Source organism: Kitasatospora sp. NPDC088548 (genome assembly GCF_044753005.1).
GTDB lineage: Bacteria > Actinomycetota > Actinomycetes > Streptomycetales > Streptomycetaceae > Kitasatospora.
In genome coordinates, this window is the sequence record NZ_JBIVMI010000019.1 from 80,885 (window position 1) to 95,193 (window position 14,309).

The 14,309-nt window shown below is 73.7% G+C and carries 9 protein-coding genes; 4 read left to right on the top strand and 5 right to left on the bottom strand.

What is annotated here, in order from left to right:
- The first annotated feature begins 142 nt into the window (after window positions 1–142).
- Both ACIP82_RS23625 and ACIP82_RS23630 read left to right on the top strand, forming a co-directional pair.
- Window positions 143–796, top strand: a complete 654-nt coding sequence (locus ACIP82_RS23625; RefSeq protein WP_400655888.1) for an RNA polymerase sigma factor — start codon at window positions 143–145, stop codon at window positions 794–796.
- Complete coding sequence (locus ACIP82_RS23630) at window positions 793–1,566, top strand: hypothetical protein (protein WP_400655890.1); 774 nt, start codon at window positions 793–795, stop codon at window positions 1,564–1,566. The genes ACIP82_RS23625 and ACIP82_RS23630 overlap by 4 nt, the downstream gene beginning before the upstream one ends.
- A 47-nt stretch (window positions 1,567–1,613) precedes the next feature.
- On the opposite strand, the gene ACIP82_RS23635 is transcribed toward ACIP82_RS23630, so the two are convergent.
- A complete protein-coding gene (locus tag ACIP82_RS23635) occupies window positions 1,614–2,609 on the bottom strand; it encodes a LuxR C-terminal-related transcriptional regulator (protein WP_363608041.1) in 996 nt (331 codons plus the stop codon).
- Window positions 2,610–3,011: 402 nt separating this feature from the next.
- Here ACIP82_RS23635 and ACIP82_RS23640 point away from each other — a divergent pair, with 402 nt between their 5' ends.
- The gene (locus ACIP82_RS23640) at window positions 3,012–3,197 is read left to right on the top strand and encodes a hypothetical protein (protein WP_363608040.1); all 186 of its coding nucleotides are present in this window, start codon (window positions 3,012–3,014) and stop codon (window positions 3,195–3,197) included.
- A gap of 246 nt (window positions 3,198–3,443) precedes the next feature.
- Window positions 3,444–5,051, top strand: a complete 1,608-nt coding sequence (locus ACIP82_RS23645; RefSeq protein ID WP_400655893.1) for a hypothetical protein — start codon at window positions 3,444–3,446, stop codon at window positions 5,049–5,051.
- Window positions 5,052–5,145: 94 nt separating this feature from the next.
- Here ACIP82_RS23645 and ACIP82_RS23650 read toward each other — a convergent pair whose 3' ends face one another.
- The 4 genes from ACIP82_RS23650 to ACIP82_RS23665 form a co-directional block, all read right to left on the bottom strand.
- Entirely contained in the window at window positions 5,146–9,957 is a 4,812-nt protein-coding gene (locus ACIP82_RS23650; protein ID WP_400655896.1) for a DNA repair ATPase, read from the bottom strand.
- 26 nt (window positions 9,958–9,983) lie between these two features.
- Window positions 9,984–12,002, bottom strand: coding sequence for a flotillin family protein (locus ACIP82_RS23655; RefSeq protein WP_363608037.1), 2,019 nt, complete (start codon window positions 12,000–12,002; stop codon window positions 9,984–9,986).
- Window positions 12,003–12,113: 111 nt separating this feature from the next.
- Window positions 12,114–12,794, bottom strand: coding sequence for a hypothetical protein (locus ACIP82_RS23660; protein WP_363608036.1), 681 nt, complete (start codon window positions 12,792–12,794; stop codon window positions 12,114–12,116).
- A gap of 172 nt (window positions 12,795–12,966) precedes the next feature.
- A complete protein-coding gene (locus tag ACIP82_RS23665) occupies window positions 12,967–14,082 on the bottom strand; it encodes a PucR family transcriptional regulator (RefSeq protein WP_400655899.1) in 1,116 nt (371 codons plus the stop codon).
- Window positions 14,083–14,309 lie beyond the last annotated feature (227 nt).

Sequence of the window (14,309 nt, forward strand, 5' to 3'; positions counted from 1 at the left end):
CCCTCCGTGGGTTCGCAGAGGGCTGGACCTGCCTGCGCCGGGTGGGGGCCCTGCTGCCAGTACCGTCGACCGCGCGGCACCGCCCGGCCGCCGTGTGGTGCGGATCACGGCAACGGTGGTGGGCGGGCGGACAGGACGCGGTGTGGAGAAATCGATTCGAGCCCGGATACGGGCCGGGGACGCGGTGGCGTTCGGGCAGATCTTCGAGGATCACGCCCGCGCGGTGTACCGGCACGCCGTCCGGATGACCGGTGACCGGACCGTCGCCGAGGACGTGGTCTCGCTGACCTTCCTGGAGGCCTGGCGGCTGCGGGCGAAGGTCGAGGAGGAGGGCGAGAGCCTCCGGCCCTGGCTGCTGGGTATCGCCACCAACGTCATCCGCAACATCCGCCGGGCCGCCCGGCGGCACCAGCGGGCGCTCGCGAAACTGCCGCCGCGCGAGGTGGTCCCGGACTTCGCCGCCGAGCTGGCAGGACGGCTCGCCGATACCGAGCAACTCGCCGCCACCAAAGCCGCGTTGGAACAGCTGCGCCCGGCCGAGCGGGAGGTGTTCGCCCTGTGCGTGTGGGAGGGCATGGACCACGCGGCCGTCGCCGAAGCGCTGGGCAAGCCGGTCGGGACGGTCCGCTCCCGGCTGTCGCGCGCCCGCGGCAGGCTGCGGGACCTCGCGGCGAAGGAGCTGGCGGCCTCCCGGAAGACCGCCTCGGAGAAAGGCGTGCAACGCACGGCTGCCGACGGACAGGTAGCAGGTGACCGCGGGTTCGCGGTCCGGTCGAGCAAGGAGACGATCCGATGAACGCCACCCCCCAGTCCCGGTCTCGGCAGACCGAGCGGGAGGAACTGGCCCGGCTGCTGCCGGCCGTGGCCGATCCGGAGCTCCCTCGCGACCGCCATGTCCTGCTGAAGGAGCATCTGATGGACACCGTGACCGAGCAATCCCGGCGCGCGGCCAGGCGACGGACCCTGACCGTGCGGGTGGCGCTCCCGCTGGGCCTGGCCGCCGCCGCGGCCGGGATCGCGTTCACCGCCACGGCGGGCCGCCCCGTCACGTCCACGCCCGGCAGTGCCGGTGCCACCGCCGGGAGCCAGGTGCTGGGCGACATCACCAACGCGGCGTACACCCTGCAGAGCGGCGGCGACGACCTCGTCAGGCTGACCGTCCTGGAGTCGTACAAGCCGGTCGACGCGGCCCAGTTGCAGCGTGACCTGGACCGGCTCGGCGCCCGCACCCACGTCTACGCCGGCGAGCCCGACTGCCACGCCCCCGAGCCGGAGAGCCCCGCCGACCCGCCGGGCGACGGCGACGGCAACCCGGACTGGCTCGCCACCCACGGCTGGAACATCGAGAGCGAGGGACTCAAGCACGTCCTGACCATCCGCCCCAGCGCCATCCCGGCCGGCGTCCAGCTCTACATCTACCTCCCCATGGCCAAGGTCGACCCGGCCAACGGCTTCCGTGAGATGGAGGCCAACCTCATGAAGACCCCCGGCCCCACGTGCATGCCCAGCAAGACCTACAGCAACCCGCTGGCCAGCCTGTTCCCGACGCCGCCGCCGACGCCCTGAGCCGCGCTCCCCGGCGCCGCCGGCGATGGTGCCGGGGAGTTGGCGGATCAGGCCGTGCCGGGCAGCCAGCCGTTCTGCACGGCGCGCGCGCCCGCCTGGAAGCGGCTGCGGGCGTCGAGGCGTTCCATCAGGTCGGTGGCGATGCGGCGGGCCGTGCGGGAGGAGACGCCGAGGCGCTTGGCGATGGCGTCGTCGGTGTGGCCGTCGGCGAGAAGGGTGAGCGCGGTGTTCTCCTGGGCGCTGAGTCCGTGCTTGTCCAGCGGGGTGGCACTGCCGAGGGGCTGGGCACCGGCCCAGACCGTCTCGAACAGGGCGCAGAGGGCGGTCAGCATGCCCTGCCCGTTGAGGACGACGGCGCCGGCGGCGGTGTCGTCGCTCTGGACGGGGATGACGGCGGTCGTCCGGTCGACGACGATCATCCGGGTGGGCAGCACCGGCACGGTGCGGACCTGACCTCCGTGCGAGGCAAGCCAGTTGACGTAGTCCACGGTGTGCGGACTGTTACGGACGCTGTCGAGGTAGACGGTGCGCATCCGGATGCCCCGCTCCAGGAGCGTCTGGTTGAGGGGTTTGGCGGCCTCGATGTTCTCGGGCTTCTGCCCGCCGTCGGGGGAGAAGGTCATGACCTCCTCGCGCATGCCGCGGGTGAGTGAGGCCAGGCGGTCGCGGATCTGGTCGAGGCCGACCAGGTGCTCGACGTCGGGGTGGCCGGTGCTGGGGCGCAGGTCGGCGTACTCGGCGATGAGCTGGGCGGCGGCCGCCCGGGAGGCCTCGATGCGCAGCTGCTGGGCCGCGAGTTCGGCCTGCTGGCGGGCCATCAGGATCTCCATCCCGATGTCGGGGGAGACCGCGCGCAGCTCGCCCTGCCGTTCGGCGGAGGGGCGGAGCAGGGACAGCTCGCTGAGCGTGTCCAGCGCCGCTCTGACCTGCTGCTCCGGGAGCGAGAGGCGTAGGGCGAGGGCGTCCACCCCGTCGTGCGGGCGGGCGAGCATCGCGCGGTAAACGGTTTCTGACGTGCTGTCCAGGCCAAGTGTTGTGAGCACCTGCCGCCCCCCCCGGTAATAAATCTTGTTCGAGTCGCACGCGATCATTTCATATGAGGCATCCCCGGGCCAGCGTGCTGGACGGTTCAGGCCAAGGGGAAAGCCGCCCGAGGGGCGCCCCGGAAGCGAATTGTCCCGTTCGGTGGCCTCGCTCCAGATGTCATGGCTACATCACCTTGTGGCCCCGCCGCGCACCGGCCGTTGTCCGCTTCCGGCAGCGCGGGACGGAACGGTCCAGGGACGTTTCCGTCCACCGGAGAACTCTTCCGGAGGGCTGGAACTGGAACCAAACTGGTGATCGCCGGCAGGGAGCACCGCCCGAACGGCACACCGGTCGAAGCGTCACCGCGGGACGCGAGCACCGGAATCCATTGCCACGTCGCATCCGAAGGGGATACCACCATGTTCCGTACCGTCACCGCCAGGGCCGCCGCGGTCGCCGCCCTCGCCCTCGCCCTCTCCGGTCTGGTCCCCGCCCTCGCCGCCGCCGAGCAGGCCACCCCGGCGCTGCCCGCCGCCGCGACCGGCACCCCCGTGCCGACCGGCATCCCCACGACCGTTCTGGCCAGCGACATGATCTGGGGCTGACCGCCCGCCCCGTCCGTCCGCAGGTCCCCGCCGACCGGCTGCTCCTGCAGGGCAGCCGTCCGCCACCGCGCAGTGTCCACTGCCCCGGGCCGGACCTTCAGCGTGGAAAGCCCAGCGCCGAAAGCCCTGTTCCGCACGCGCTGTTCCGGAATACCCCGCCCTGAATTCGCAGCTCCGAAATGCCCCGTTCCGGCCCGTCCTGATCTGAAGAGGCCGGCTCTTTTCCGCCCGTAGAGGAGAACAGTCATGTCTTCGAAGCCTTCCAAGACCCTGCGTATCGTCCTGGCCACCGCCATCGCCACCTCGGGCGCCGTGGTCGCCACCACCTTCACGACCGCTTCCGCCCAGGCGGCCGTCACGTCGACGAACGCGGTGCAGCTCACCCGCAGCGAGGTCCTCAGCCGGGCCAACAGCTGGGTCGACAAGGGGCTGAAGTACAACCAGCAAGGCTCCTACCAGGGCTACCGGACGGACTGCTCCGGCTACGCCTCGATGGCCTGGAAGCTGAGCACCCCCGGCCTGGACACCACCAGTTTCGTGCCCAGCGGTGTCGCGTCCAGGATCGGCAAGGACGCCCTCAAGCCCGGTGACGCCCTCCTGAACGACGCCGCCGGCAACAACGGCCACATCGTCATCTTCGACCACTGGGTCGACTCGTCGCACGCCTCCTACGTCGGGTACGAGTTCAGCGGTTCCGGGGTCTGGCACCGGACGATCCCCTACCCCTACTTCGCCGGCCACGGAACCTACTTCCCGGTTCACGACAACGGCGTCGTCGACAGCCCCACCGCACCCGGGCTGAACGACAACCCGGCGGCGCTGCCGCCCGGAACGCTGGTCAAGGCGCCGGGCGGTTCGACGGTCAAGGTCATCGTCGACGGTGCCGGCCTGGCGATCACCGGCTCGGACGTGGCCGCCGACGGCTACGACCTCTCGAAGATCGTCAACGTCACCGACGCGTCCTTCAACGCGCTCGCCGGCGCACCCTCGGCCGGGACGGTGGTCTACGACCAGGCGGGCAACGACCCGAGCCGCTACGTGACGGTCGGCGGCACCGCGCTGCCGATCAGCGCCGCGGAGTGGACCGCCTACGGCTACAACACCCGGCCGCTGATGGGCGTGCCGACCTCCTGGCTGCAGGGGGCGCTGGCCAACCCGGTGGCGTCCGGGACGGTGGTCATGGACCAGTCGGGGACCGACTCCAGCCGCTACGTGATGCTGGGCGGCGCCGCGCTGCCCATCGGCGGCGCGGAGTGGACCGCCAACGGGTACGACGTCCGCCCGCTGATGGGCGTCCCCGGCCAGTGGCTCCGGGGTGCCGTCCAGCGCTCCGTCCCGGACGACACGGTGGTCATGGACCAGGCGGGTACCGATTCCAGCCGGTATGTGATCCAGAACGGTGTGGCGCTGCCGATCGGTGGTGCGGAGTGGACCGCCAACGGGTATGACATCCGGCCGTTGATGGGTGTTCCGGGACAGTGGCTCGCGGGTCGGGCGGGTGCGGTGATTCCGAACCGGACGATCGTGCGGGATGCGGCCGGTGGGAACTCGACGATCTATGTGACGGCCGGTGGGGTGGCGGTGCCGCTGAGCGGCGCGGACTACACGGCCTTCGGGTACGACCAGCTGCCGCTGCGTGGTGTTCCGGGTGCGTGGCTGTCGCAGGCGGCGGCGAAGGCCGCTCCGGTGAACGGGACGCTGCTGGTCTCGCCGGACAGCACGACGGTCTGGCTGGTGACCGGTGGGGCGAAGAAGGGCCTGACGGCCGCGGACTTCGGCCCGGGCAAGTACAGCCTCGACGACGTGGTGCGGGTGCCCACCGCGCTGACCGCGAAGCTCCCCACCGTCCAGTAACCGCACCCCCGCAGCGCCGCCCGGCCCTTCCGGCCGGGCGGGCCGAACCTATCGCGTGAGGGCGCGGTCGTGCCGCCGGGCCGGGAAAGTCGGACTATTGCGCGCCGGTCCAGGTGGCTTTCAACTCCTGCCAGCGGACCGACTGTTCGGGGGTCAGGGTGCCCCGGAGTTCGGCCAGTTTGAGGAGCTGGGCCTCGGTTTCGGCGCCCAGGGACTGGGCCTCGGCGCGGTAGTGGTCGGTGAGGAGGGCGTCGAGTTCGGCGTCGGTCATGGCGGGGGCGAGGCGCTGGGCGAGTTTGGCCATGTTGCGGTAGGAGCCCTGGAGCCGGAACGGGGGTTCGGTGCGGGTGCGGTCGTCCTGGGCGGCGGATGCGATGTAGGCGCGGTTGACCGTCAGGACCGTCTCGCGCAGCCGCAGCAGGCCGGCCAGGACGGCGGTCATCCGGTCGGTCTCGGCGGGCGGCCAGGGCCGGCTGAGCTCGCCGGGGGCCGGTTCGCCGGCGGCGCGGCGCAGCAGGGTGTCCAGGTCGGCGCGGTCGGCGGTGGCCAGCGGGGCGAGGTGGGGGCTGGCGGTGAGCGCGTTCTCGACGAAGCTCAGCGCGAAGAGGTCGGTGCGGCCCGCGATGACGTCGCCGAGGTTCCAGACGTCGGCGCGGTTGGCGAGCATGTCGGGCAGCCGGAAGAGCCGGCCGGTCTCGGTGTACGGGTTGGCGGCCATGACGACCGCGAAGCGCTTGCCGCGCAGGTCCCACTCGCGGGCCCGGCCGTCCCGGACGCCGTCGACGCGGCGCTGGGCGTCGCAGAGCGGGATGAACCGTTGCAGGAACTCGGCCGAGGTGTGCTGGATGTCGTCGAGGTAGAGCAGCACGTTGTTGCCCGCGTGGAGGGCGAAGTTGAGCTTCTCGACCTCGCGGCGGGCGGTGGCGTTGGGGGCCTCGGCCGGGTCGAGGGAGGTGACCCGGTGGCCGAGGGCGGGGCCGTCGACCTTGACCAGGAGCAGACCGAGCCGTTCGGCCAGGTACTCGACGAGGGTGGTCTTGCCGTAGCCGGGCGGGGAGACGAGCAGCAGCAGGCCGCTGCGGTCCGCCGGGGCGTGGCTGCCGGGGGCCTGGGCCGTGCCCAGCTGCTTGGCGAGGTTGTCGCCGACCAGCGGCAGGTAGACCTCGTCGATCAGCCGGTTGCGGACGAAGCCGTTGAGCGGTGCCGGGCGGTACTGCTCCAGCCGGAGCCGGTCGTGCTCGGCGGCCAGCAGGTCGGTGCGCAGGCGCTGGTAGGCGCGGTACGCCGGGACGTCGTGGGTGGTGAAGTCGGTCGCCCGGGCGAGGAGTTCGTCCAGTCTGAGGTCGAGGCCGCCGCCGGGGAGCCGGGGGTGGTCGCCGAGCAGGCCGGTGAGCCGGGTGGTGACGGCGCCGCCTGCGGGGTAGCGGGGGAGGCCGGGGCAGAGCAGCGTGGCCGCCGCCTCGGCGAGGTCGTCGGCGGCGGCCCGGACGCCGGTGGCCGCGGTGCCGGCCTCCAGCCAGGCGTGCGCGAGCTGGCGCCGGGCGGGGAGGAGAGCCGGGTCGTCGGGCAGGGCGGCGAGGGCCTCGGTGAGGCCGGTCGCCTCGGGCGCGGCGTGGAACTTGTCGAGCAGCGCGGTGACGGCGGGCGGGGTGGCGAAGGCGAGGTCGGCGCGGGCCAGTTCCTCGACGAGGTAGCGTCCGGCGGGCTCGGCGGCCTGGGTGAACTCTCCCACGGCCGCGTCCAGTTCACGGGCCAGTGCGTCCAGCGCGGGGACCGGCCCGAAGGCGCTGCGGGCCAGCCCCAGCGACCGGGCCCGGGTGCGCCAGACCAGCCGCTGCCGTTCGTCGGCGCCGTACGCCCAGTACAGCTGTGCGGCGGCGCGCGCCCCGGCGGGGTGGCGCAGCAGGCCGGCCTCGGCGTGCAGTCGCAGCAGCGCGCGGAGGATGGTGGTGGCGTCGTGGTCGTGGACGCCGCGCTGGTAGCCCTCGTCGTGCCGCTGCTCGGCGGCCCGGCGGACGAGTTCGTCCAGCGTGCCGTCGGCGGCGGCCTCGTGCAGTGGGTCGAGGCCGTCGGACTCGGCGGCGAGGAGCAGGCCGGCGGCGAGGTACTCGCCCCGGTAGATCCGGGCGCTCTCGGAGACCAGCGGCTGCTCCCAGTACCGCTCGGTGGCCGCGAAGGCGGGGTCGGTGACGGGGGAGCGGTAGTCGGTGCCGGTGAGGGCGAAGGCGGGGCGGCCCTGCCAGGGGACGAAGGTGAGTTCGGGCCGCTGGGTGGTGACGGCGAACAGGTGGCGGCCGAGCCGCAGGGTGCCGGGGCCGTCGCCGGCGAGGTCGGCGCGGTCGCGCAGGGCCCGGTGGGCCTGGCCGCGGGCGGCGCGGAGCCGGCCGGCCAGCTCCTCGGACCGCACCTGGTCGCCCGACGCGGCCAGCTGGGAGCAGAGTTCGCGCAGCTTGACGGCGGTCGGGTCGGCGGCGAGCGCGGCGTCGATCTCGGCCGCGGTGGTGAGGGCGGCGAGGCGGCGGCGCAGGGTGTCGAGGATGCGGTCGCCGGAGGCGGCCAGCCGGTCGGCCCGGCGGGCCCGGTCGTCGAGCAGGTGCTGGCGGCGGGTGGTGAGCGCGTCGTGGATCTCGGTGCGGCGGTCGGTGAGGTGTTCGGTGAGCGCCGGGTCGGCGTCGGCGAAGCGGGTCTCCAACTGCTCGATCCGCAGCAGGAGTCGGCCGAGCTGGTCGTCGCAGGCCTGCGGGGTGTCGGCGGCGGCGAGGGCGGCGGTGGTGGCCTGGGCGAGCAGGGCCGTCTCGGCGGCGAACTCGGCGGCGGCCTCGCGGGTGCGCAGTTCGCGGCGCCGGGTGGTGAGGGTGGCGCGGGCCCGGTTGAGCAGGCCGAGGACGTCGGCGAGCCGGTCCAGGATGCCGGTGCGGGTGGTGGCGTCGGCGAGGTCGAGGGTGGTGACCAGTTCGGAGACGGTCTGCAGGGCCTCGCTCTGCGCGGTCAGTTCCTCGCCGAGCGGTCCGGCCCCGGCGGCCGTGGTGAGGGCGGCGCAGGTGTCGGCGAGTGCGGTGGCCCGCTGCCGGTGGCCGGTGAAGGCGTCCGGCTCGGCGAGGTGGGTGACGGCGCGTTCGGCGGCCTCGGTCAGGCCCCCGGCGAGGTGGGCGGCGAGCCGGTCGATCCGCTCGGGGTCGGCGCGCGGCAGGTCGCGCAGGGCCTCCACCCGGCCCTGGGCCCGGCGCAGGGCGGTGAGCCGGTCGACCCAGGCGGTGGCGTCGGCGAGGGTCTCGCCGCGGACGACCCGGAGCAGGCCTTCGACGTGTTCGGTGGCCTGTTCGGTCTGCCGGGCGGCGTGGGCGGTGAGTTCGGCGACGGTCTCGTACTCGGCGATGACCTGCCGGGCGGTGTCGCGGATCTCGGCGAGCGGCCGGTGCAGGTCGCCGAGGCCCGGTTCGCCGAGCCAGTGGTGGCGGTCGGCGGTGCGGGTGCAGGCGGCCAGGACGGCCTGGTGGCCGGCCGGGGTGTCGGCGCCGGCGGCGGCCAGCCGGGCCAGCGAGAGGCAGTCGGCGAGGCCGCGGACCAGGTCGGCGTTGCCGATCCGGGCGAGCGGCCCCGCGCCGGCGGGCTGCGCGGCGGCGTACCGCTCGCTGGTGAACGGCGTCTGCCAGAGCTGCACCGGGTGGAGGCGGGTGGGCCCGTCGGTGTTGGGGCGCAGGGCGGTGAGCGTGCCGTCGTCGAGCAGCGCGAAGCCCTGGCAGAGCAGCGGGGCGGCGGCCTCCTGGCGGACGCTGTTGTAGGGGAGCAGCAGGGTGCGGCCGTCGGCGGGGGCGCGGAAGACGTACAGCACGTCCTCGCCGTTGGGCGCGGCGATCGTCCGTTCGTAGGCGAGCCCGTCGACCGGCTGGTCGAAGGTGCGGACGGTGCCGTCGGCGAGGTGGCAGCCGCCGGGGAAGGCGACGCCCTGGTCGCCGGGGAGCCGCAGGCAGGCCTGGCCGAGCGCGTCGATCCGGGTGACCCGGCCGGTGGGCAGGTGGCAGACCAGGTGGCGGACGGTCTCCTCCTGGTAGGGGCGGACCCGTACCAGCAGCAGGGTGCCGATCCGGGCGTGGGCGATCTGCGCGTCGGCGAGGGTCTGCAGTGCCTCGTCCAGCGGCTCCCGGTGGAGGAGGTCGCCGGCGGGGGTGGTGAGGGTGAGGGTGCCGCCCTCGGTGGCGAGCAGCAGGTCGCCGCCGAGGGAGACCCGGGGCGGCCGGCCGGGGAGCTGGTCGTCCCGGGTGAGCGCGGTCCACCCGACCTGCCGGCCGTCGGCGGGGGTGTGGTCGCGTTCGCCGTGCCCGTCCAGGTAGGCGGGGGTGTCGCCGTCGCCGGTCCGCCAGCGCAGCACGCGGACGTCCCCGGCGGCGGGGCCGGTGCGGAAGACGGCGAGCAGACGGCCGCCGACCGGGCGCAGCTGCTCCAGCCGGGCGTCGCGGTAGTAGCGGTGGAGTTCGGCGACGTCCTGCCGCAGCCGGGGGTCCGCCAGGAAGGAAGCGGCGGACGGCGATCCGGACGGTGCTCCGGGCTGCGTCTCGGACGGCGGGCCCGCCTCGGTGAGGTCGGGGTGGTGCAGGGTGAGGACGTCCTCGACGCCGGGCGGCCCGCCCGCGGCCGCGCCGTCGGCCGGCCGGTGGCCGAGCAGCAGCAGGCCGCCGGCCGCCGTGAGGTCCCGGGCGACGCAGGCCCGGGCGGTGGTGAGCCGGCCGGTGCCGGTGAGCCGCAGCTCGCGCCCGCCGAACTCCTCCGCCCGGCGGGCGTTGAGCTCCCCGGCGCGCTCGGCCAGTTCGGCGGCGGCCCGGGCGAGCCGGTCCCGCAGCACCTCGTAGGTGCCGGCGTCGAGCCGGGTACCCGCGTCGGGCCGTGCGCCCGTGTCGAGGACGTCCACGCTGGTCTCTCCCCTTGCCGCGAGCGCTACTTGGAACCGTTGGCCGCGGCGAGCGCCGCGATCGGCGTCTCGGCGATGCCCAGCTTCTGCGCGGAGGAGAGCAGTTGCCGCAGCTGACCGGCCTGCTCGCCGGCCCCCGAGCCGATCAGCTTCATCAGCAGCGCGGACACGGTGAGGTTCTGCACATCGGCGGTGGAGACGGAGGACAGCACCCGGGTGAGGTCGTCGGTGAAGCTGGCGCTGCCGTCCAGCCACGGCCCGGCCAGGGCGCGCGCGGTGTCGGAGTGGGCGACGAACGCGTCCACGCTCTTGCCCGCCGTCACCGACTGCACCAGGCGGTCGAAGAAGATCCCGTCCCCGCCGACGATGTCGATGTTGGCCTTCTCCAGCCCGGCCGCGACCAGCGTGGCCTGCGCCTCGGCGATCTGCCGCTGGGTGTCGAGACCGGCCAGCCGGACGTCCTTCTCGGCGGCCAGCCGCAGCCGGTACTCCTCGTGCCCGCGGGAGGCCTCGTCCAGCCTGGCCATCGCGGCGGCCTTCTCGGTGAGGCCCTCGGCCTCGGCCTTCAGCTTGGCGCCGATCTCCAGCGCGGCGGCCTGCGCCTTCTCGGCCAGCACGACGGCCTCGGCGCGGCCGACCTTCTCGATCGCGGCGGCCTCCTGCTCGCGGACCTGCACCTGGGCCAGGCCCTCGGCGGCGGCCTCGGCCCGGATGCCCTCGGCGAGCCGGATCTTGGCGGCCGCGTCCAGCTCGGCGGCCTGCTGCCGGGCCTCGGCCAGCAGCAGCGACTCGCGGGCCTTGTGGCCGGCGGCCTGCTCGGCGGCCTCGGCGGCCTTGATGTCCTTGACCAGCTTCTCCTGCGCCTCGGCCTCGGCCTGGATGACCACGGACTTGCGCATCCGCTCGGCCTCCTCGACCGCGCGCAGCGACTTGATCGACTCCTCCTGCTCGGCCACGGTCCGGTCCACCGCGACCCGCTCGCGGACCACGTCGGCGATCTCGCGCTTCTGCGACTCGACCTCCTTGTCCTTGGCGATCCGGGCGAGTTCGGTCTCCCGGTCGCGGCCGATCACCTCCAGCAGGCGGTCCTTCTCGATCCGCTCGGTCTCCACCGCGATCACCCGCTCGCGGTTCTTCTGCGCCACCGCGACCTCACGGGCCTGGTTCTCCCGCTGGACGCCGAGCTGCTCCTCCGTCCGCAGGAAGGCGCTCTGCGCGTTGAGCCGCTCCTCCTCCTGGACGCGGGCGACCGCGGCCTCCTCCTTGGCCCGCAGGGTCTCGATCTCCCGGCGCTGGCGGATCTCGGCGTCCGCCTGACGGCGCTCCAGTTCGAGGACGGCCTCGCGGGCGTCCACGTTCTGCCGGGTGATCTCCTTCTCCTCGGTGCGCTGGTACTCGTTGGTGCGCACGTGCTCGATCGCGGTCAGCTCGGTGATCTTGCGGATGCCCTGGGCGTCCAGGATGTTGTTGGAGTCCAGCTGGTTCATCGGGGTCTGTTCGAGGTGGTCGATGGCCGCGTCCTCAAGGGTGTACCCGTTGAGGTCGGTGCCGATCACCGCGATGATCTGGTCCCGGAACTCGTGCCGGTGGGTGTAGAGATCGGTGAAGTCGAGCTGCTTGCCGACGGTCTTCAGCGCCTCCGAGAACTTCGCCGCGAAGAACTCCTGCACCGCGTTCGGGTCGCTGGCCCGCACGGTGCCGATCGCCTGGGCGACCTTGATGACGTCCTCGACGGTCTTGTTCACCCGGACGAAGAAGGAGATCCGGATGTCGGCGCGGATGTTGTCCCGGCAGATCAGGCCGTCCCGGCCGGTGCGGTGGATCTCCACCGTCTTCACCGAGATGTCCATCAGCTCGGCCTTGTGCAGCACCGGGAGGACGATCGTGCCGGTGAAGGTGACGTCGACCTTCTTCGTCCGGGAGATGATCAGCGCCTTGCCCTGCTCGACCTTCCGGAAGAGCCGGCCGACGAACAGCAGCATGGCGAGCACGATGAGCAGCACGACGGCGACAAGTACGCCGAATCCCACAGCGATGGTGTCCATCACGGTGTCCTTTGCAGAAGAGGTCTTGCGAAGAGGCCTTGCGGAGAAGCTCTGCGGAGAAGGCGGGGTGGAGCGGGTCGGGTGGAGCGGGCCCGGTGGAGCCGGGCGGGGTCAGCGGCCGGGGTGCGCCGGATCGAACGGCGCCACCAGGAAGTGCTCGCCGTCGGCGTCGTAGTCGAAGATCAGGGCCGTCCGGCCGGCCGCGAGGCCGGGCTCGTCGGTCAGCGACCTGACCTGGACGGTGGCGGTGGAGCCGTCGTCGGCGGTGACCTCCGCCTGCCCGAAGTCGGCCGTCACCCGGCCGGTGCGGATCACGCAGACCCGGCCGACGAAGTCGCCGCGGGTGGCGGGCCGGTCCTCGGGGAAGAGCCGCGAGATCGGTTTCAGCAGCAGCCGGGTACCGGTCCAGGACGCCGCCAGGGCGACCACCAGCACACCGGCGCGCTCGACGGCCCCCGAGGTGAGGGCGGAGCCGGCCAGGCTGACGAACCAGGCGAGCGCGACCAGCAGCGAGACCGCCACCGTCACGGGTACCCCGCCCAGTCCCAGCCCGGCCACCGTGCCCCCGTGGTGGCCGGCGTCGTCGCCCCCGTGCGGGACGCCGTCGTGGTGGCCGACACCGTGCCCCACATGCGGGGCGCCGACGTGGGGATCGACGCCATGTCCCCCGTGCAGGGCGTCGACCCCGATGCCACCGAGTACGACCAGCAACCAGTACCCGATGACCACCACCAGCGCGAAGCTGAACAGCGCCGCCGGAAAGCCCAGCGCGGCCTCGACGAATCCCCCCATCGCGCCCCGCCCCCCGTGCTCTCTCCGGCGGCGCCACCTCGGCGCCACGGAGATCGTGACAGTCGAAGGGCTGTTCGCACATTGCCAGGATCCGGCAATCTTGACGCCCTCTTGACACCCTGGAACGCGCGGGCCGGGCCGTACCGCCCGCCCGGGGCGTGTCGGACAAGCCCTACAGCGGCTGCTCCGGCCAGCTGAGCAGCCGGGCGCCCATCGCGGCCGTCTCCAGGGTGAAGCGGTGCAGCGCGTCCGCCGGGTCGTAACCGGTCAACGCCTTGATGCGTTCCAGCCGGTAGCCCAGCGTGCGGACGCTCAGCCCCAGCCGGCGGGCCGCCTCGGCGTTGACGTACCCCGCCTCGGCCTGCACCGCGATGGTGTCCAGCAGCGGCCGCGCGCCGCCCCGGGCCTCCACCAGCGGGCCCAGCACGCTGCGCACCAGGTCGGCCATGGCCGCCCGGTCCCGCATCAGCACCGGGAACACCAGCAGCTCCTCGGCCCTCAGCTGCTGGGCGGACAGACCGAGCCGGGCGGCGTAGTCCAGCGCGCCGAGTGCCTCCTCGTAGCTGCGCAGCACGCCGCTGGCGCCCGAGTGCCGGCGGCCGGTCGCCACCCGCAGCACCGGGCGGTAGCCGGGGCCCGGGCGGAGCGCCAGCTCGGCGAAGGCCTCCAGCACCGCGCGCTCGCTGTCGGGCGCGATGCAGACCAGCCGGCCGTCCTTGCCGGCCAGCAGCATGTCCCGCTCGCCGAACCGGCCGACCAGCTCCCGCTCCACCCGGTGCGCCAGCGGATGGACGTCAGGGTACGGATCGTCGCCGACCGCGACCGCGACGGCGTACGCGCCCGCCAGCCGCAGCCCGAACCGCTCGGCGCGCTCGGCCAGCAGACCGAGGTCGCTGCGGCCGTGCAGCAGGTCGTCGATGAACTCCCGCCGGGCGGACTCCTCCTGACGGACCGCCAGCCGCTGCGCCCGTTCGTGGCCCTCGCCGAGCGCGGCGAGCGCGGCTTCGGTGGCGGCCAGTACGGCGTCGCCCGTCCGGCGCAGCTCGCTGACGGTGGCGGCGGTGGAGATGCCGGGGAGCGTCTGCCAGGCCTGCCGGGTGGCGGCGAGGCACTGGGCGACCACCTCGCGCAGCCCGTGCCCGGCCTCGGCGCTGCGCTCGCCGAGCGCGCGCAGGCTCTCCAGCTCGGCGCGGCGCAGCAGCCGTCCGGTGCGGGAGACGTCGGCGAGCAGGCCGAGGTAGCAGCGGCTCAGTTCGGCGGGTGTGTCCTGATTGTCTCCCGCCGCCATGCCGCTCTGCTCCGCCCCGGAAAACGCCTGATGATCCGGCCGGAATTTTACCGGATTCCCACGGCCGGACCGCCGCCGGGGCGGGGCCTGGAGCGGGGTGCGGGGCCCGGTGGTGGCGGGGGTCCGGAGGCGGATGACCGGCCGGTTTTCGCATCCTGTCCGCAGCGGTGGACGGTCGGACCTGCCGGGGGGAATCGCAGGCAACCCGGAGCGTCGGCACCCTCCGC

Coding starts and splice junctions, on each gene's coding strand:
- ACIP82_RS23645 (WP_400655893.1), top strand. CDS start 3,444: ATGTCTTCGAAGCCTTCCAAGACCCTGCGTATCGTCCTGGCCACCGCC.
- ACIP82_RS23665 (WP_400655899.1), bottom strand. CDS start 14,082: ATGGCGGCGGGAGACAATCAGGACACACCCGCCGAACTGAGCCGCTGC.
- ACIP82_RS23630 (WP_400655890.1), top strand. CDS start 793: ATGAACGCCACCCCCCAGTCCCGGTCTCGGCAGACCGAGCGGGAGGAA.
- ACIP82_RS23640 (WP_363608040.1), top strand. CDS start 3,012: ATGTTCCGTACCGTCACCGCCAGGGCCGCCGCGGTCGCCGCCCTCGCC.
- ACIP82_RS23660 (WP_363608036.1), bottom strand. CDS start 12,794: ATGGGGGGATTCGTCGAGGCCGCGCTGGGCTTTCCGGCGGCGCTGTTC.
- ACIP82_RS23655 (WP_363608037.1), bottom strand. CDS start 12,002: ATGGACACCATCGCTGTGGGATTCGGCGTACTTGTCGCCGTCGTGCTG.